At 60.5% G+C, this 14,773-nt stretch carries 13 protein-coding genes and 1 tRNA gene; 7 read left to right on the top strand and 7 right to left on the bottom strand.

What is annotated here, in order from left to right; genetic code table 11:
• Positions 1-41: 41 nt before the first annotated feature.
• The 7 genes from ACQ4WQ_RS19815 to cysS form a co-directional block, all read right to left on the bottom strand.
• Complete coding sequence (locus ACQ4WQ_RS19815; RefSeq protein WP_436499380.1) at positions 42-2,087, bottom strand: multicopper oxidase family protein; 2,046 nt, start codon at positions 2,085-2,087, stop codon at positions 42-44.
• Positions 2,088-2,439: 352 nt separating this feature from the next.
• Positions 2,440-2,532: transfer RNA gene (locus ACQ4WQ_RS19810), tRNA-Ser, on the bottom strand.
• A 110-nt stretch (positions 2,533-2,642) separates the two neighbouring features.
• On the bottom strand, positions 2,643-3,890 hold the full coding sequence (locus ACQ4WQ_RS19805) for an aspartate kinase (protein ID WP_070221317.1): 1,248 nt from the start codon (positions 3,888-3,890) through the stop codon (positions 2,643-2,645).
• 196 nt (positions 3,891-4,086) lie between these two features.
• On the bottom strand, positions 4,087-5,505 hold the full coding sequence (gene tilS, locus ACQ4WQ_RS19800) for a tRNA lysidine(34) synthetase TilS (RefSeq protein ID WP_436499377.1): 1,419 nt from the start codon (positions 5,503-5,505) through the stop codon (positions 4,087-4,089).
• Positions 5,506-5,649: 144 nt separating this feature from the next.
• Complete coding sequence (locus ACQ4WQ_RS19795; RefSeq protein WP_034756951.1) at positions 5,650-6,624, bottom strand: acetyl-CoA carboxylase carboxyltransferase subunit alpha; 975 nt, start codon at positions 6,622-6,624, stop codon at positions 5,650-5,652.
• Positions 6,625-6,678: 54 nt separating this feature from the next.
• Positions 6,679-7,392, bottom strand: coding sequence for a DNA-3-methyladenine glycosylase family protein (locus ACQ4WQ_RS19790; protein WP_436499744.1), 714 nt, complete (start codon positions 7,390-7,392; stop codon positions 6,679-6,681).
• Positions 7,392-8,789 (bottom strand): cysteine--tRNA ligase, encoded by a 1,398-nt coding sequence (gene cysS / locus ACQ4WQ_RS19785; RefSeq protein ID WP_326459044.1) that lies wholly within the window; start codon positions 8,787-8,789, stop codon positions 7,392-7,394. Before cysS ends, ACQ4WQ_RS19790 begins: the two co-directional genes overlap by 1 nt.
• A gap of 278 nt (positions 8,790-9,067) precedes the next feature.
• Here cysS and ACQ4WQ_RS19780 point away from each other — a divergent pair, with 278 nt between their 5' ends.
• The 7 genes from ACQ4WQ_RS19780 (at position 9,068) to ACQ4WQ_RS19750 (ending at position 14,268) form a co-directional block, all read left to right on the top strand.
• Positions 9,068-9,697 carry a peptidylprolyl isomerase gene (locus tag ACQ4WQ_RS19780; protein ID WP_436499375.1) on the top strand — a complete coding sequence of 210 codons (630 nt, stop codon included), beginning with the start codon at positions 9,068-9,070 and terminating at the stop codon, positions 9,695-9,697.
• 73 nt (positions 9,698-9,770) lie between these two features.
• Positions 9,771-10,262, top strand: coding sequence for a peptidylprolyl isomerase (locus tag ACQ4WQ_RS19775; protein ID WP_092610294.1), 492 nt, complete (start codon positions 9,771-9,773; stop codon positions 10,260-10,262).
• Between the two features lie 86 nt (positions 10,263-10,348).
• Positions 10,349-11,104 carry a UDP-2,3-diacylglucosamine diphosphatase gene (locus ACQ4WQ_RS19770; protein ID WP_326459042.1) on the top strand — a complete coding sequence of 252 codons (756 nt, stop codon included), beginning with the start codon at positions 10,349-10,351 and terminating at the stop codon, positions 11,102-11,104.
• Positions 11,105-11,173: 69 nt separating this feature from the next.
• Positions 11,174-11,890, top strand: a complete 717-nt coding sequence (locus ACQ4WQ_RS19765) for a DUF72 domain-containing protein (RefSeq protein WP_436499372.1) — start codon at positions 11,174-11,176, stop codon at positions 11,888-11,890.
• Between the two features lie 130 nt (positions 11,891-12,020).
• Positions 12,021-12,401, top strand: a complete 381-nt coding sequence (locus ACQ4WQ_RS19760) for a GntR family transcriptional regulator (RefSeq protein WP_139091276.1) — start codon at positions 12,021-12,023, stop codon at positions 12,399-12,401.
• Positions 12,398-13,270 carry an ABC transporter ATP-binding protein gene (locus tag ACQ4WQ_RS19755; RefSeq protein ID WP_436499370.1) on the top strand — a complete coding sequence of 291 codons (873 nt, stop codon included), beginning with the start codon at positions 12,398-12,400 and terminating at the stop codon, positions 13,268-13,270. The genes ACQ4WQ_RS19760 and ACQ4WQ_RS19755 overlap by 4 nt, the downstream gene beginning before the upstream one ends.
• Positions 13,267-14,268, top strand: a complete 1,002-nt coding sequence (locus ACQ4WQ_RS19750) for a hypothetical protein (RefSeq protein WP_436499368.1) — start codon at positions 13,267-13,269, stop codon at positions 14,266-14,268. Before ACQ4WQ_RS19755 ends, ACQ4WQ_RS19750 begins: the two co-directional genes overlap by 4 nt.
• The last annotated feature ends 505 nt before the right edge of the window (positions 14,269-14,773 follow it).

The following is a 14,773-nucleotide window of genomic DNA, read 5'->3' as shown; positions in this document are numbered from 1 at the left end:
GAGAGGCGGCAACGCGCCAGGCGCACTGCCGCCAGGAACGGTCAGTGGCCGTGTCCGCCCATGTCGCCGCCGCCCTTGCCGTCCGGCAGCACCACCTTGACGTTTTGCATCATGCCCTGGTCTTCATGCTCGAGGATGTGGCAATGCAGCACGTATTCGCCGATGTAGCGCTGATAGCGCGTGGCGATCTCGATCTTGTGGTCCTTTATTACCAGCAAGGTGTCTTTCCACGTGCCGATCAAGTCCTTGTATTGCGCGTCGACCGTGCCGCCGTCGGTGCGCGTGATGCCGATGATCTGGAAGGGATTGACGTGGATATGGAAGGGATGATTGCCCTTCTTCGACGCGAGCTCCCAAATCTGCTCGGTGCCCAATACCAGCGTGTGGTCGATGCGGTGCGGATCATAGACGTACTTCATCTCGGGTGTCGGCGAGTCTTCCGGCTTGCCTTCCACCATGAAACGGAACTTGCCATCCACCTTGGCGATATTGAAGGTCGCATACTCCTTCTTCTTGCCGCGCATCGCTTCCTTTGCCGCTTCGCTGAAGCTGGCGTGCGGCACAAACTTGCCGAGCTTGAGGCCATTTTCCAGGTCGCCGAGAATGGTGTTCTTCACGCTATCGGGCAGCTGGACGCCGGGCAGGCTCTTGACGGCGTTGCGCAACTCGGCCAGCAGGAAATCGCGCGGCGATTCGCCCGCCCTGGCGCGGGCGGACGCCTTGGCGTTGGTCTTGGCGGCGATCACGGCGATCAGGCGCGTGTTGTTGACGTCATGCATCGTCGTCATGTTATTGACGTTAGTTTCCGCATACACGCAATACGCGCCGGCTTTCGGCAGCGAAAACAGGATGTCGCTGCGGTAGCCCGGCTGCAGGTAGTTCAGGGTCTTGGGGATGATTTTGTCGTGCGTCAAGCCGTCGCTGGCCACCTCGAATTGCGTGACGTCCTCGCCATTGCACAAATCCATTACATCCTTGTCCTGGTTCGCCACGCCGAGCGCCCGGAACAGCTTTTGCGGATCGTTGGCACGGCGGATGCGCAGCACCACGCTTGCCTGGAAACCCGTGTCGATCATGCGCCAGCGGTACAGGCGCTGCGTCCTCATCTTCAGCACCGGCTGCACCTTGCCGTTGACGGAGGTGTACCGGCCCGACATCAGCCAGGCATCCGGATCTTCGACCTGATCGAAATCCTCCAGCACGCCTACCCCATCCGTGGGGCACGGCTTCGTCGGCGTCAGGCTGTTGCTGGGGCAGTCATACGGAATTTGCTGCAGCAGCATCACCTCGCCGGCGCTGCCGCTGCCATCGTCGGGCTGAAATTGTTTCAGTATCACATCGAGGTCGCCATTCGCCGTCGCCGTCGGATACCGGTCGCCTTCGACCACCAGCGCGCCGGCCATGCCGCTGGCGACCTGCATCGCCGTCGCGCCATGCTGGTGCGGGTGATACCAGAACGTGCCGGCCGGATGGTCGATGGGAATATTGTATTCATACTCGAAATCCACGCCCGGCTTGATCGATATCAGCACATTGTCGCTATTGCCCGAAGGCGACACCCACAAGCCGTGCGAATGCAGATTCGTGTCGTTGAAGCAGCCGCGCGGACGCGGCGCATTGGTATCGGCCGTGGCGCACTGTTCGGCCGGCAGCGCCGGCAACTGGTTGTACAGCTTGAAGCGCACGGTTTGCCCCGGCGCCATCACCACGGTGGGCGCCATGAAGGTGGCCGCATTCTCGTCGCGCCCATCGAGCGCCAGGCCGTTCGTCTGCTGGTAGGAGCGCAGGCGCACCTTGTCATGCTTGGCCGTGGTCGGGTTATAGATGGTGCCGTTGGCATAGCGGATGTACATGTCATACGACTTTTCAAACTCGTCGCGCTTGCTCGCCGCGCGATTGGCGGGCCTGGCGCGCGTCTTCAGCTTTGGCGGCTCCTGCAGCAGGCGCAGCTCCAGGTTCGGCACGGACTTCAGGTTTAGCTCAAGATTGAGATTGACGGTGCTTTCCGCGGCGAAGGCGGTACTCCAGGCAAACGGCATGGCGGCCAGGCACAGCAGCGTGCGCCTGCGGGGAAGACGATAGGACATGACAACTCCTCGATTGGACTCGGCAATGGAAGCATGGCTGGGCATGCGTATTTTTTATTAGTAACATTGCTATTATCCATAATGACAAAGAGTCAATACTCACATTAAGTCACTTGTTGTTTTTATTGCTGAGGGGGTACTGACTGTGGGCTGATGCGATGGGAGCGCTTGCCGCTAGTGCCTGAGATGAGGGGACCACGTTGGCCGCGCAGCGGCCAACGGGGCCGCGCGGGGCGCGGCAGATGGGCGATTCGGAGAGGGCTGGGCCGGCACGGCCCAGCCCTTCGAATCCCACCGTTCCGTCCAGACAAATAAAAAAGCCTCCCGCAGGGGAGGCTTTTTTATTTGATTCTGGCGGAGACGGTGGGATTCGAACCCACGATACAGGTATAAGCCGTATGCATCCTTAGCAGGGATGTGCCTTCGGCCACTCGGCCACGTCTCCTAGCTGATTACTCAACTATGTCTCTGTAGCTAACTGCGCTGCAGCGACGAACGTCATAATATCGATTGCCCCCCCTTTGGTCAAGGGCGTGGGGCAATATTTTTGGATATTTAAGCTTTTTCCAGCTCGAACGCTTTATGCAGCGCGCGCACGGCCAGTTCCATGTACTTTTCATCGATCAGCACGGAGATCTTGATCTCGGAAGTGGAGATCATCATGATGTTGATGCCCTCTTCCGACAAGGTGCGGAACATTTGCGATGCGACGCCCACGTGGCTGCGCATGCCCACGCCGACGACGGACAGCTTCGACACTTTCGCGTCGCCCGTGATGCTGGCCGCGCCCAGTGCTTCGCGGTTCGCTTCCAGCACGGCCAGCGCGCGCGTGTATTCGCCGCGCGAGACGGTGAAGGTGAAGTCCGTTTTACCGTCGACCGACTGATTCTGTATGATCATGTCGACTTCGATATTCGCGTCCGCCACCGGCCCCAGGATGTGGTACGCCACGCCTGGACGGTCGGGCACGCCGAGCACGGTGATTTTGGCTTCATCGCGGTTGAAGGCGATGCCGGAGATGACTGCTTGTTCCATGTTTGTATCTTCCTCAAACGAAATCAGGGTGCCTGAATTGGCTTCTATTTCCAGCGGCAACATCGGGTCGGTCAGCGACGACAGCACGCGCGTGGGAACGCGGTAGTTGCCGGCGAATTCCACCGAACGCGTTTGCAGCACTTTGGAACCCAGCGAAGCCAGTTCCAGCATTTCTTCAAAGGTGATGGTCTTCAGGCGGCGCGCCTCGGAGACCACGCGCGGGTCGGTCGTGTAGACGCCGTCGACGTCCGTGAAGATCAGGCATTCGGACGCCTTCATGGCGGCGGCGATCGCCACTGCCGAGGTGTCCGAACCGCCGCGGCCCAGGGTCGCGATGTTGTCGTGTTCGTCGACGCCCTGGAAACCGGTAATGATGACAATCTTGCCCGCATCGAGGTCGCGTTTGACTTTTTCGTCATCGATCGACTGGATGCGTGCCTTGGTAAAGGCGGAATCGGTCTTGATCGCGACTTGCCAGCCAGCATAGGATACGGCTTGTTTGCCGATCGCCAGCAGTGCCATCGACAATAGGCCGACGGACACCTGTTCGCCTGTCGAGGCGATCATGTCAAGTTCACGGGGATCGGGTTGATCCATGATTTCCTTGGCCAGTCCAATCAGGCGGTTGGTTTCGCCCGACATGGCGGATGGCACCACCACGATTTGATGCCCAGCGTCGTGCCACTTGGCAACGCGCTTGGCGACATTCTTGATACGGTCAGTCGAGCCCATCGACGTACCGCCATATTTGTGGACGATTAAAGCCATAAGAGTGAAGTTTCCGCTCAAGAAGAATAAAAAAGGAGGGCTTTACTCTACATGCCGCAATGCAAAATAACAAGCTAAAAAGCGCATTAGCTCATACCAATTACACATATGGAAATAACCAATCCATGCAGTCCAGCTGGCTTGAGCAGCCGCTGGGCGGCCACCCCGGGAGCGGCCGTGGCGGCGGTCCTCACGCTCAGCAGGAGACCCAGCGCAAGGCCACGCGGGGACGGTCCAGCAGACTCAGACAATGACAATCGAGGCCGATACCGGCCGCGTACAGTAATTGTTGCGCCGCACAGACAAGGGGCAGGCGTTCGCGCTCCCAGGCGGGCACGTCGAACGCCTGGTAATGGTATTTCAAGCTCTTGGTGGGACGGTTCAAGGCCAGTTTCAGGCGCTCGCCGCCCTGGCGGAAGTCGATGGTCAAGGTTTGAGCTTGCAACCAGGCAATATCAATACCCTGGCCACCCTCTTCCACCGCATCGAAATGCAGCACGCCGCCATACGCGGGAAAGGCCAGGCTGGCTTCGCCCTGCCACGTAAATTGCTGGCCGGCTTTTTCCAGGCCGGGAATGCCCGCATCGTCACGCTCGCGCATGCCCGCCAGATCATCGAGCTTCGGCGTCAGGTACAGCCGGTCGCGGTGGCGCCGCACGTGGCATTCGGGATGCGTGACCAGCAGTTGCGCATCGGGCCGTGCCTCCAACAGTTGCGCCAGCATTTCCGCCAGCCATGCCGTCGACGGCATGCGCAAGCCGCGCGTGCCGAACCAGTGGCGCAGCAGGTTGTAGCAGCGGTCCGCGCTCAGCACGCGCAATTTCGCCAGTTCGATGCAGTCGCCATCGAGGCACATTGCCAAATCCTGCGTCGCCAGTTCCGTCAGCAGGCGCTGCGCCGATTGCGCGTGCTGGGCGCTGCGGGCAAAACGCTCCTGGAAACCGGGAAACGCCTGCGCCAGCACGGGCATCACCTGGTGCCGCAGGGCATTGCGGGCAAAGCGGGGATCGTCGTTCGACTCGTCATGGATGTGCGCGATCGCATGCTTCGCCACATACGCTTCGAGTTGTTTGCGCGACCCGGAAAGCAAGGGGCGCGCCATCACCAGGTCCGGATTGCCCAGCAGCTCGGGCGCGCTGTTGGCGCCATCCATGCCGGACAGCCCTGCCGTGCCCGAGCCGCGCAGCAATTGCAGCAGCACCGTTTCCGCCTGGTCGTCCTGGTGGTGGGCCGTCAGCAGCAGACGCACGCCGTGCGCGGCGCACAGTTCGCCCAGGGCCGCATAACGGCGCTTGCGGGCCGCCTCTTCCGTGCCCGTCTTCGCATTCTTTTCCAGGGTGACACGGCGTGCTTCGAAGGCGATACCCAAGCCGGCGCACATCTGCTCGCAGTGGGCCAGCCAGGCATCCGCATTCGGGCTCAGGCCGTGGTGCACGTGAAACGCGTGCAGGGCCACGCCGTGCTCTTGCGCCCAGGCATGCGCCAGGTGCAGCAGGGCCGCGGAATCGAGGCCGCCGCTCAGGGCGATGCCGACGGTGCTGCCGGGTGCAGGTGCGCAGGCGTCCAGCGCGCGGGCGAAGATGTCGGGCACGGTGGCGGTTTGTTGCTTTTTCATTCGGACTCCGGGAATGCAAAGAGGGACAGGCGGCTAAACGGATGGTGTCGTTTAGCGGACTGTCCCTGGTGTTTTACTGTCTTGTCGGCTTACGTCTTGTCGGCTTACGCTGCGCCAAGCCGACCTACGCCGACCTGCGCCGGCTTACTCGCTCGGCGTGGTTTCCTTGAACTTGCCGTAGCTCAGCAGTTTTTCATGGCGCGCGGCCAGCAAGTCCTTGGTTTTCATGCCATGGAACTGGCGCAGGGTGTCGGCCAGCGCACGTTTGAGCAAGGTCGCCATCTGTTTCGGATCGCGGTGGGCGCCGCCCAGCGGTTCGTTGATGATCTTGTCGATCAGGCCCATGGCTTTCAGGCGGTGGGCGGTCAGGCCCAGCGCTTCGGCCGCGTCGGAGGCGCGCTCGGCGCTCTTCCACAGGATCGAGGCGCAGCCTTCCGGCGAAATCACGGCATAGGTCGAGTATTGCAGCATCAGCACGGCATCGCCCACGGCGATGGCCAGCGCGCCGCCGGAACCGCCTTCACCGATGATGGTGGCGATCAGCGGCACTTTCAGTTCGGCCATCACGTACAGGTTGTGGCCGATGGCTTCCGACTGGCCGCGCTCTTCCGCGTCGATGCCGGGGAAGGCGCCTGGCGTGTCGACGAAGGTGAAGATGGGCAGGTTGAACTTTTCAGCCACTTTCATCAGGCGCATGGCCTTGCGGTAGCCTTCCGGTTTCGGCATGCCGAAATTGCGCATGGCGCGCTCTTTCGTGTCACGGCCCTTCTGGTGGCCGATGACCATGCAGGGCTGGCCGTTGAAGCGGGCCAGGCCGCCGACGACGGACAGATCGTCCGCGTAGCTGCGGTCGCCATGCAATTCGTGGAAATCGGTAAAGATTTCATTCACGTAATCCATGGTGTAGGGGCGTTGCGGGTGGCGCGCGATCTGCGCCACTTGCCATGGCGTCAGCTTGGCGTAGATATCCTTGGTCAGCTGCTGGCTCTTCTTGGCCAGGCGGTCGATCTCTTCCGAGATGTCGACGGCCGAATCGTCTTGCACGAAGCGCAACTCTTCGATCTTGGAATCGAGTTCCGCGATCGGCTGTTCAAAATTGAGGAAAGTCGTTTTAGTCATTGTACCTCCAGGTTTTACCGGCCACGGCGCCAGGGCGCGCGGCGTCATCTATGTTTATTTTACCGTACCGGCTGGTGCGCCGGGGGCTGCATCGGGTTCGGCAGGGGCGGCTGCAGGGTCGAGACTGCGCCACAGATACCACGTCGCCACGGTGCGCCACGGTTCCCAATTGGCGGAAACTTCGCGCGCATCGCTGCGGGAAACGGGTTCGCCGGAGAAGTAATTGACGCTGATACCCTGGATCAGACCAGGGTCGTCGAGCGGCAAGACATTCGGCCGGAGCAGATTAAATATCAGAAACATCTCGGCTGTCCAGCGGCCGATGCCGCGGATCTGCACCAGTTCGGCGATGACGGCTTCGTCATCCATCTGGTCCCACTGGCTCGCGTGCACGCGCTTGGCCTTGAAATGGTCGGCCAGGTCGAGGATGTATTCGGTCTTGCGTTTGGACAAACCGCAGGCGGACAGTTGCTCGGCGCCTGCCTTCAATACTTGCGAAGGCGTGCATTTCGGGCAAGCCAGCAGCAGCTTTTTCCAGGCAGCATCGGCCGCCTTGGGCGTGATCTGCTGGCCCACCAGCGAACGGGCCAGGGTGGTAAACGGGTCGCTGTGGCCGACCAGGTGCAGGTCGCCAAATTGCGGGATGAGCTTTTTCATGATGCGGTCGCGCTTCATCAGCTCGATCTTCGCCTCTTCCCAGTAGTGCGGCACCTGGATCACCTGCGCAGCTAGTACTGGCGCTTCCCCGTTTTCCCTGGACGTCGCCATCATGCGCGGCGCCAGTTGGTCGAGCCGTCAGGCTTGTCTTCAAGAATGATGCCCGCCGCCAGCAATTCGGCGCGGATCTTGTCGGACTGGGCAAAGTCGCGCGCCTTTTTCGCCGCACTGCGCGCCGCGATGGCCGCTTCGATGCCGGCCGCCTCGTCCTGGCCGCCGGCGGCAGCACCGACGGTCGCTTGCAGGAATTGCTGCGGCGTGCGTTCCAGCAAGCCGAACACGCCCGCCAGGCCTTTCAATTGACGCGCCAGGGTGGGCGACTTGCTCTTGTTGACTTCCGTCGCCAGGTCGAACAGGGCAGCCACGGCCAGCGGCGTATTGAAATCGTCGTCCATCGCTTCGCGCACGCGCACGGCATGGGCTTCGTTCCAGTCGATCGCGCCCTCTTCCACCGCCACGTCGGCCAGCGCCGTGTACAGGCGCGTCAGCGACAGGCGCGCATCGTCGAGGTGCACGTCCGAGTAATTCAGGGGGCTGCGGTAGTGCGCGCGCAGGATGAAGAAGCGGATCACTTCGGCATCGAACTTTTGCAGCACTTCGCGGATGGTGAAGAAATTGCCGAGCGACTTGGACATCTTTTCATTGTCCAGGCGCACGAAGCCATTGTGGATCCAGTAATTGACGCTGGTGTGGCCGAACGCGCCTTCGGACTGGGCGATCTCGTTTTCGTGGTGCGGAAATTGCAAGTCCGCGCCGCCGCCGTGGATGTCGAATTGTTCACCGAGCAAGGCGCAGGACATGGCCGAGCACTCGATATGCCAGCCCGGGCGGCCTTTGCCCCACTTCGAATCCCATTTGACTTCTTCCGGTTCGGACTCCTTCGACGACTTCCACAGCACGAAGTCGAGCGGATCGCGCTTGCCCGTGTTGACGTCGACACGCTCGCCCGCGCGCAGGTCGTCGAGCGACTTGCCCGACAGCTTGCCGTAGTGGGGGAAATTGCGCACGGCGTAATTGACGTCGCCGTCGGCCCCCTGGTAGGCCAGGTCCTTCGCTTCGAGCTGCTCGATCAGGCGCAGCATCTGCGGCACGTATTCGGTGGCGCGCGGCGTGTGGTCGGGCGTCAGGATGCCCAGCGCGGCCGTGTCTTCATCCATGTACTGGGTGAAACGCGTCGTCAGCTGGGAAATCGTCTCGCCGTTTTCCACGGCGCGGCGGATGATCTTGTCGTCGATGTCCGTAATGTTGCGCACATAGGTGACGTCGAAACCGGACGCTTTCAGCCAGCGGTAGATGACGTCGAAGGCCATCATCATGCGCGCATGGCCGATATGGCAATAATCGTAGATGGTCATGCCGCAGACGTACATGCGTACCTTGCCCGCTTCCATCGGGACGAATACCTGCTTCTCGCGAGCCAGGGTGTTGTAAATCTTTAGATTGCTCATCGTACTTTGCAAGTGAAGCGGCCGCCAGCCTGGCAAAACGACAGACAGGCGCGGACACCGGGGGTGCCGCGCCACTGAACTGCCGTGTGCGCCGAAAACTGTCGACCCGCTATATTGTTGTTCTTGTTTGTTAGAATTGGGGCGTTAGCGGTCAAGTATAACATTGATAAAAACCATACTGGCCCGATATGAATCAGGTTTTTACGATGTTCAACCGAATTTTCAGTTCTTTACAATTAAAGCAAGTTTAGAGAAAAATAACGATCAAGGACGCCTTCATGCAAGAAACCAAATCGAAACGCCTGTCTTTCCTGGCCCGCTTTTGCACCCTGTTTGCCGGCCTGACCCTGGGCAGCGCCGTCGTGGCGGCCGCACCGGCAACCGCCCTCGACCCCACGCCCCACGTGGCCCTGAAAACCAGCATGGGCGAGATCGTGCTGGAGCTGGATCAGGAAAAAGCGCCGAAAAGCGTGGCCAATTTCTTGCAGTATGTCAAAAGCGGTTATTACAAGGGTACCGTGTTTCACCGCGTCATCGACGGCTTCATGATACAGGGCGGCGGCTTCGACAAGAACATGAAGCAGAAAGCCACCAAGGCGCCGATCCAGAATGAAGCGCAGAACGGCTTGCAAAACGTCACCTACAGCATCGCCATGGCGCGCACGGGCGACCCGCATTCGGCCACCGCGCAATTCTTTATCAACGTGGGCGACAACGGCGCGCTCGACTACCCTGGCCGCGACGGTTTCGGCTACACGGTGTTCGGCAAAGTCATCAAAGGCATGGACGTGGTCGACAAGATCAAGGCCGTGCCCGTTGCCGACAAGGGACCGCACCAGAACGTGCCCGTCACCCCCGTGGTGATCGAATCGGCGACTTTACTCAAGACAGCGCCCGCAAAACTGTAAAATAGCGTTTTTGCGGCGCCGGCCAGCCTGGCGCCGCTGAATCAATTATTCATCCAATTTATTAAGGATCATCATGACCTCCGTCATCATCACCACCAATCTGGGCAAGATCACCGCTGAACTGGACGCCGAGAAAGCGCCGAAAACGGTTGCCAACTTCCTGGCCTACATGAAAGCCGGTCACTACGACAACACGATTTTCCACCGCGTCATCGACGGCTTCATGATCCAGGGCGGCGGTTTCGAGCCAGGCATGAAACAGAAGCCTGCCGACACCACCGTGGAAAACGAAGCCAAGAACGGCCTGAAAAACGATACCTACACCCTGGCCATGGCCCGCACGTCGGACCCGCATTCGGCATCGGCCCAGTTCTTCATCAACATCAAGAACAACAGCTTCCTCGACTATCCAGGCCAGGACGGCTGGGGTTACGCCGTGTTCGGTAAAGTTACCGACGGCAAGGAAGTCGTCGACGCCATCCGCGCCGTGAAAACCTCGCGCGCCGGCATGTTCGCCGACGTGCCAGTGACCGACGTCATCATTGAAAAAGTCGAAGCAGTTTAATTCGGCTAAGGCATCATGAATCACAGGCATTGCCGCGTTGGCGCCTCTCCAGTCACATCACTTTTTGGGAGCGTTGAACGATGACAATGCCTGCCGCACTCTTCATTTCCGACCTGCATCTGCAGAGCTCGCACCCGCGCACCAGTGCGGCGTTTCTTTCTTTCCTGGAACACCATGCGCAATATGCGCAAGCGCTGTATCTATTAGGCGACCTGTTCGAATACTGGGCCGGCGACGATGACCTGGAAGACCCGTTCAATGCGCGCATGACGGCCGCCATCCGCGCTGTCAGCGATGCCGGCGTGCACGTCTACTGGATCGCCGGCAACCGCGACTTTCTTGTCGGCTCCGGCTTTGCCGCCGCCGCCGGCGCCACCCTGCTCAGCGAACCGCACGTGGCCACGATTGCAGGCCGCCGCATCGTCTTGCTGCATGGCGACGCCGAATGCACGAAAGACGTCAGCTACATGGAGTTTCGCGCCATGGTGCGCCAGCCCGCCTGGCAAAAACAGTTCCTGTCCATGCCGCTGGCGCAGCGCAAGGCCATCATCGATGGTTTGCGTCAGAGCAGCCGCGAGCACAATGGCGAAAAATCCATGGACATCATGGATGTCACCCCCGATGCCGTCGCGCAAGTATTTGCCGAACACGCGAGCACCGTCATGATCCACGGCCATACGCACCGCCCTGCCGTGCATAAAGTCGACGAAACCTTGCGCTATGTCCTGCCCGACTGGGAATGCGACGTGACGCCGCCACAACAGCCGCGTGGCGGCTGGATCGCCATCGATACGCGCGGCAACATCACGCGCCACGACCTGAACGGCGAGATCGTCGACTAGGCTTGCGCCGACGGCCGCACGGGCGTTTGTCCGATAGCCGCGCCCGCCTGGGCTTGCTGTAATGGCGCCATGCATACTGTTTACATCGGCACGGCCGGCTGGAGCATCTCCAGCGCCGCCGCCAGCCGCTTTCCCCTCGATGGCAGCCACCTGCAGCGCTATGCCCAGGTGCTGGACTGCGCGGAAATCAACAGCTCATTCTACCGCCCGCACCAGCCGTCAACCTACGCGCGCTGGGCCGCCAGCGTGCCCGAGCATTTCCGCTTCAGCGTGAAATTACCGCGAAGCATCACACACGAACGGCGCTTGCGCGATGGTGCGGCCGAACTCGACCGTTTTGCGGGAGAAGTCATGCAACTGGGGAACAAACTGGGCTGCGTGCTGGTGCAGCTGCCGCCCAGCCTGCGTTTCGAGGCCGACGTGGCCGGCGCATTTTTCCATGCGCTGCGCCAGCGCTTCGACGGCATGCTCGCCTGCGAAGCGCGCCACCCCAGCTGGTTCGAGGCAGGCGCGACCGAACTATTGACGATGCAAGGCATCACGCGCGTGCGGGCCGATCCGCCTGCGGGACAGCCGGGGCCGCACGTGCCGACGACCAGCGTGGCCTACCTGCGCCTGCACGGCAGCCCAAAGATTTATTACTCGGACTACCCGGCCGACTATCTGGCGGCGCTGGCCGCCGACTTGCGCACATCGGCGCAGGCGGGCAGCTGGTGCATCTTCGACAACACGGCGGCCGGCGCCGCCCTGTTCAATGCGCTGGACCTGCATGCGCGGCTGGCCTGAAAATACGTGTTGATTTTTTGAGACTTAGTGTTATAGTTCACTACAACACCAACCCAATAAACCACGGAGCTTTGATGCCTACAGCATTTTTCACGCGCCGCACCGCCCCGCCCTTGTGGGAGCGCATCCCATGAGCGCGGAATGGAACGACAATAGCCCCATCTACCGCCAGCTCAAGGCCAGGGTGGTGGGCATGATGCTCGATGGCGTGCTGCAGTCCGGCGACGCCCTGCCTTCGGTGCGCCAGGTGGCGGCCGATTATCAATTGAATCCCATCACGGTTTCGCGCGCCTACCAGGAACTGGTCGACGATGCCCTGGTAGAAAAACGCAGAGGACTCGGTATGTATGTCTTGGAAGGCGCCCGCGACAAATTGCTGGCCAGTGAACGCGAGCGCTTCATGCGCGAAGAATGGCCGGCGATGCTGGAACGCATCACGCAACTGGGCCTTAACCTCGAGCAACTACTGCAGGCGAGCCGCGACAGTGGCGCACACGGAGAGAGCGCATGAATGCATTGAACAAGGACAGCGTCATCAGCGCACGCGGCTTGCGCAAGCAGTATGGCAAGCAGGTCGCCATCGACGGCATCAGCTTCGATATCGCGCCGGGGCGCATCGTCGGCTTGATCGGGCCGAACGGTTCGGGCAAGACCACCACCCTGAAAGCCATCCTCGGCCTGACGGGCTTCGATGGCGAGCTGTCGGTGCTGGGGCGCGATCCCCGCGTGCAGCGCGACGCGCTGATGGACGACGTGTGCTTCATCGCCGACGTGGCCATCCTGCCGGGCTGGCTGCGCGTGGCCGACGCCATCGATTTCATTGCTGGCGTGCATCCACGTTTCGACCGCAGCAAGGCCGAGCGCTACCTGGCGCACACCAAGCTGGCGCCGAAGATGAAGGTCAAGGCCATGTCGAAAGGCATGGTGGTGCAGTTGCACCTGGCGCTGGTGATGGCCATCGACGCCAAACTGCTGGTGCTCGACGAGCCGACCCTGGGCCTCGATATCCTGTACCGCAAGCAGTTCTACCAGAACTTGCTGGAAGACTATTTCGATGAAAACAAGACCATCGTCATCACCACGCACCAGATCGAGGAAGTGGAACACATCCTCAGCGACCTGATGTTCATTCGCGACGGCAAGATCGTGCTGGCCTCGAGCATGGAAGAAGTGGGCGAGCGCTATATCGAGGTGATGGTGGGCCCGCAGCACGTCAATCCGGCGCGCGCCCTGCAGCCGATCAGCGAACGCAGCGTGTTCGGCAAGTCGGTGATGCTGTTCGACGGCGTCGCCCGCACTCAGCTGACCGCCCTGGGCGAAGTCCGCACACCCAGCCTGGCTGACCTGTTTGTCGCGACCATGAAAGGATCGTACCAATGAGTATTTCCCCTGCCAACAAGATGCAATGGCTGATCCGGCGTGAATTGTGGGAACACAAGGGCATGCTGGTGTGGACGCCCGCCCTGATCGGCATCGTCATGACCGTGCTGGGCGCCCTGATGACGATAGGCACCATCGCCAAGACCAAGATGCGCACGGCGCTCATCGTCAATGGCGAGGAAGTGTCCTGGAGCACCGTCTTCAACACCCGCACCTTCGGTCCGCGCCGCACGGAAATCATCGACGCCGTCGCCAACAACTATATCTATGCGGCCGCGCCGCTGTTCCTGGCACTGGGCTTTCTCGTGTTCTTTTATTGCCTGAGCGCCCTGCACGACGACCGCCGCGACCGCAGCGTGCTGTTCTGGAAATCGCTGCCCATCTCGGATGCGCAGACGGTGCTGTCGAAAGCGGCCATCGCCCTGCTGGTCGCGCCGCTGATCGTGGCCGCTGCCGCCAGCGTGACTTCGCTGCTTCTGGTCCTGATCCTGAGCGGCGTGCTGGCGGCCAACGGCATCCACGTGTTTGCCGAACTGCTCGCCACCCCCGGCCTGTACCTGGGACCGCTGCGCGTGTTCGGCTTGCTGCCCGTGTATTGCCTGTGGGCCTTGCCGACGGTCGGCTGGCTGCTGATGGTATCGAGCTGGGCCAAGTCGAAAGTCTTCCTGTGGGCTGTCGGCGTGCCGCTGCTGCTGCTCATCCTGGCCGTCTGGGCCGGCAAGCTGACGCAGACGGAAAGCGGTATCGACTGGATACAGATGAACGTCATCGGGCGCGCCCTGCTGGGCACCCTCCCCGGCAGCTGGTATCTGTTCGAGCCGGGACTGCTGCCGCACATGCACGCCCTGGCAGAGGGCGGATCGCACATGACGCGCGTCGACGTGTTCAGCAATTCCTGGTCCAGCCTGGCCTTGCCGGCCGTCTGGCTGGGTGCGGCCGCAGGCGCGGCGCTGATTTACGCCGCCATCCGCCTGCGCCGCTGGCGCGAGGAAGGCTGACTGCGCAATATCATTGCGCCCATCAAAAACGCCCCGTCCGCCGGGGCGTTTTTCATTTTATTCCACACAAGCCCCCTGAAATAATAACTACTTTACTGATAGTTATTATGAAAAAACCTGCCCGCCACATTACGACTATTTATTCGATAGCATTAATGCGATATAAAAATTACAAATAATTATTCCTATCGTATTTTATTACCAATCACCTTTGATAATCGTCAGACAAAAAAACAACAACTAGCAATTCGATAGCAATATGGCTTTTTGGATAAAAGGCGCAGAAATACGCCAGCACGACAGAAAATTCAGCCGAAAAAAGTCATTTCGTGACAATCCGTGAGAATTACCCTGCGTGGCGCTGGACAGAATAGCGTTATGGAAAATGATCAAAATGAAATTGAAAGTTTCAAAAATGAAACTATTCTCAGAGTGGGAGCCAGTGCATTCCTTGTAAAAATGCCGCACCCTGCCAGTGCATCCGGCCGGACAAGCCTGTTACCGT

Source organism: Janthinobacterium goodfellowi (genome assembly GCF_051380695.1).
Classification (GTDB): Bacteria; Pseudomonadota; Gammaproteobacteria; order Burkholderiales; family Burkholderiaceae_D; genus Janthinobacterium.
Note: the sequence above shows the minus strand (reverse complement) of the source record. Positions and strands in the feature narration are given on the sequence as shown.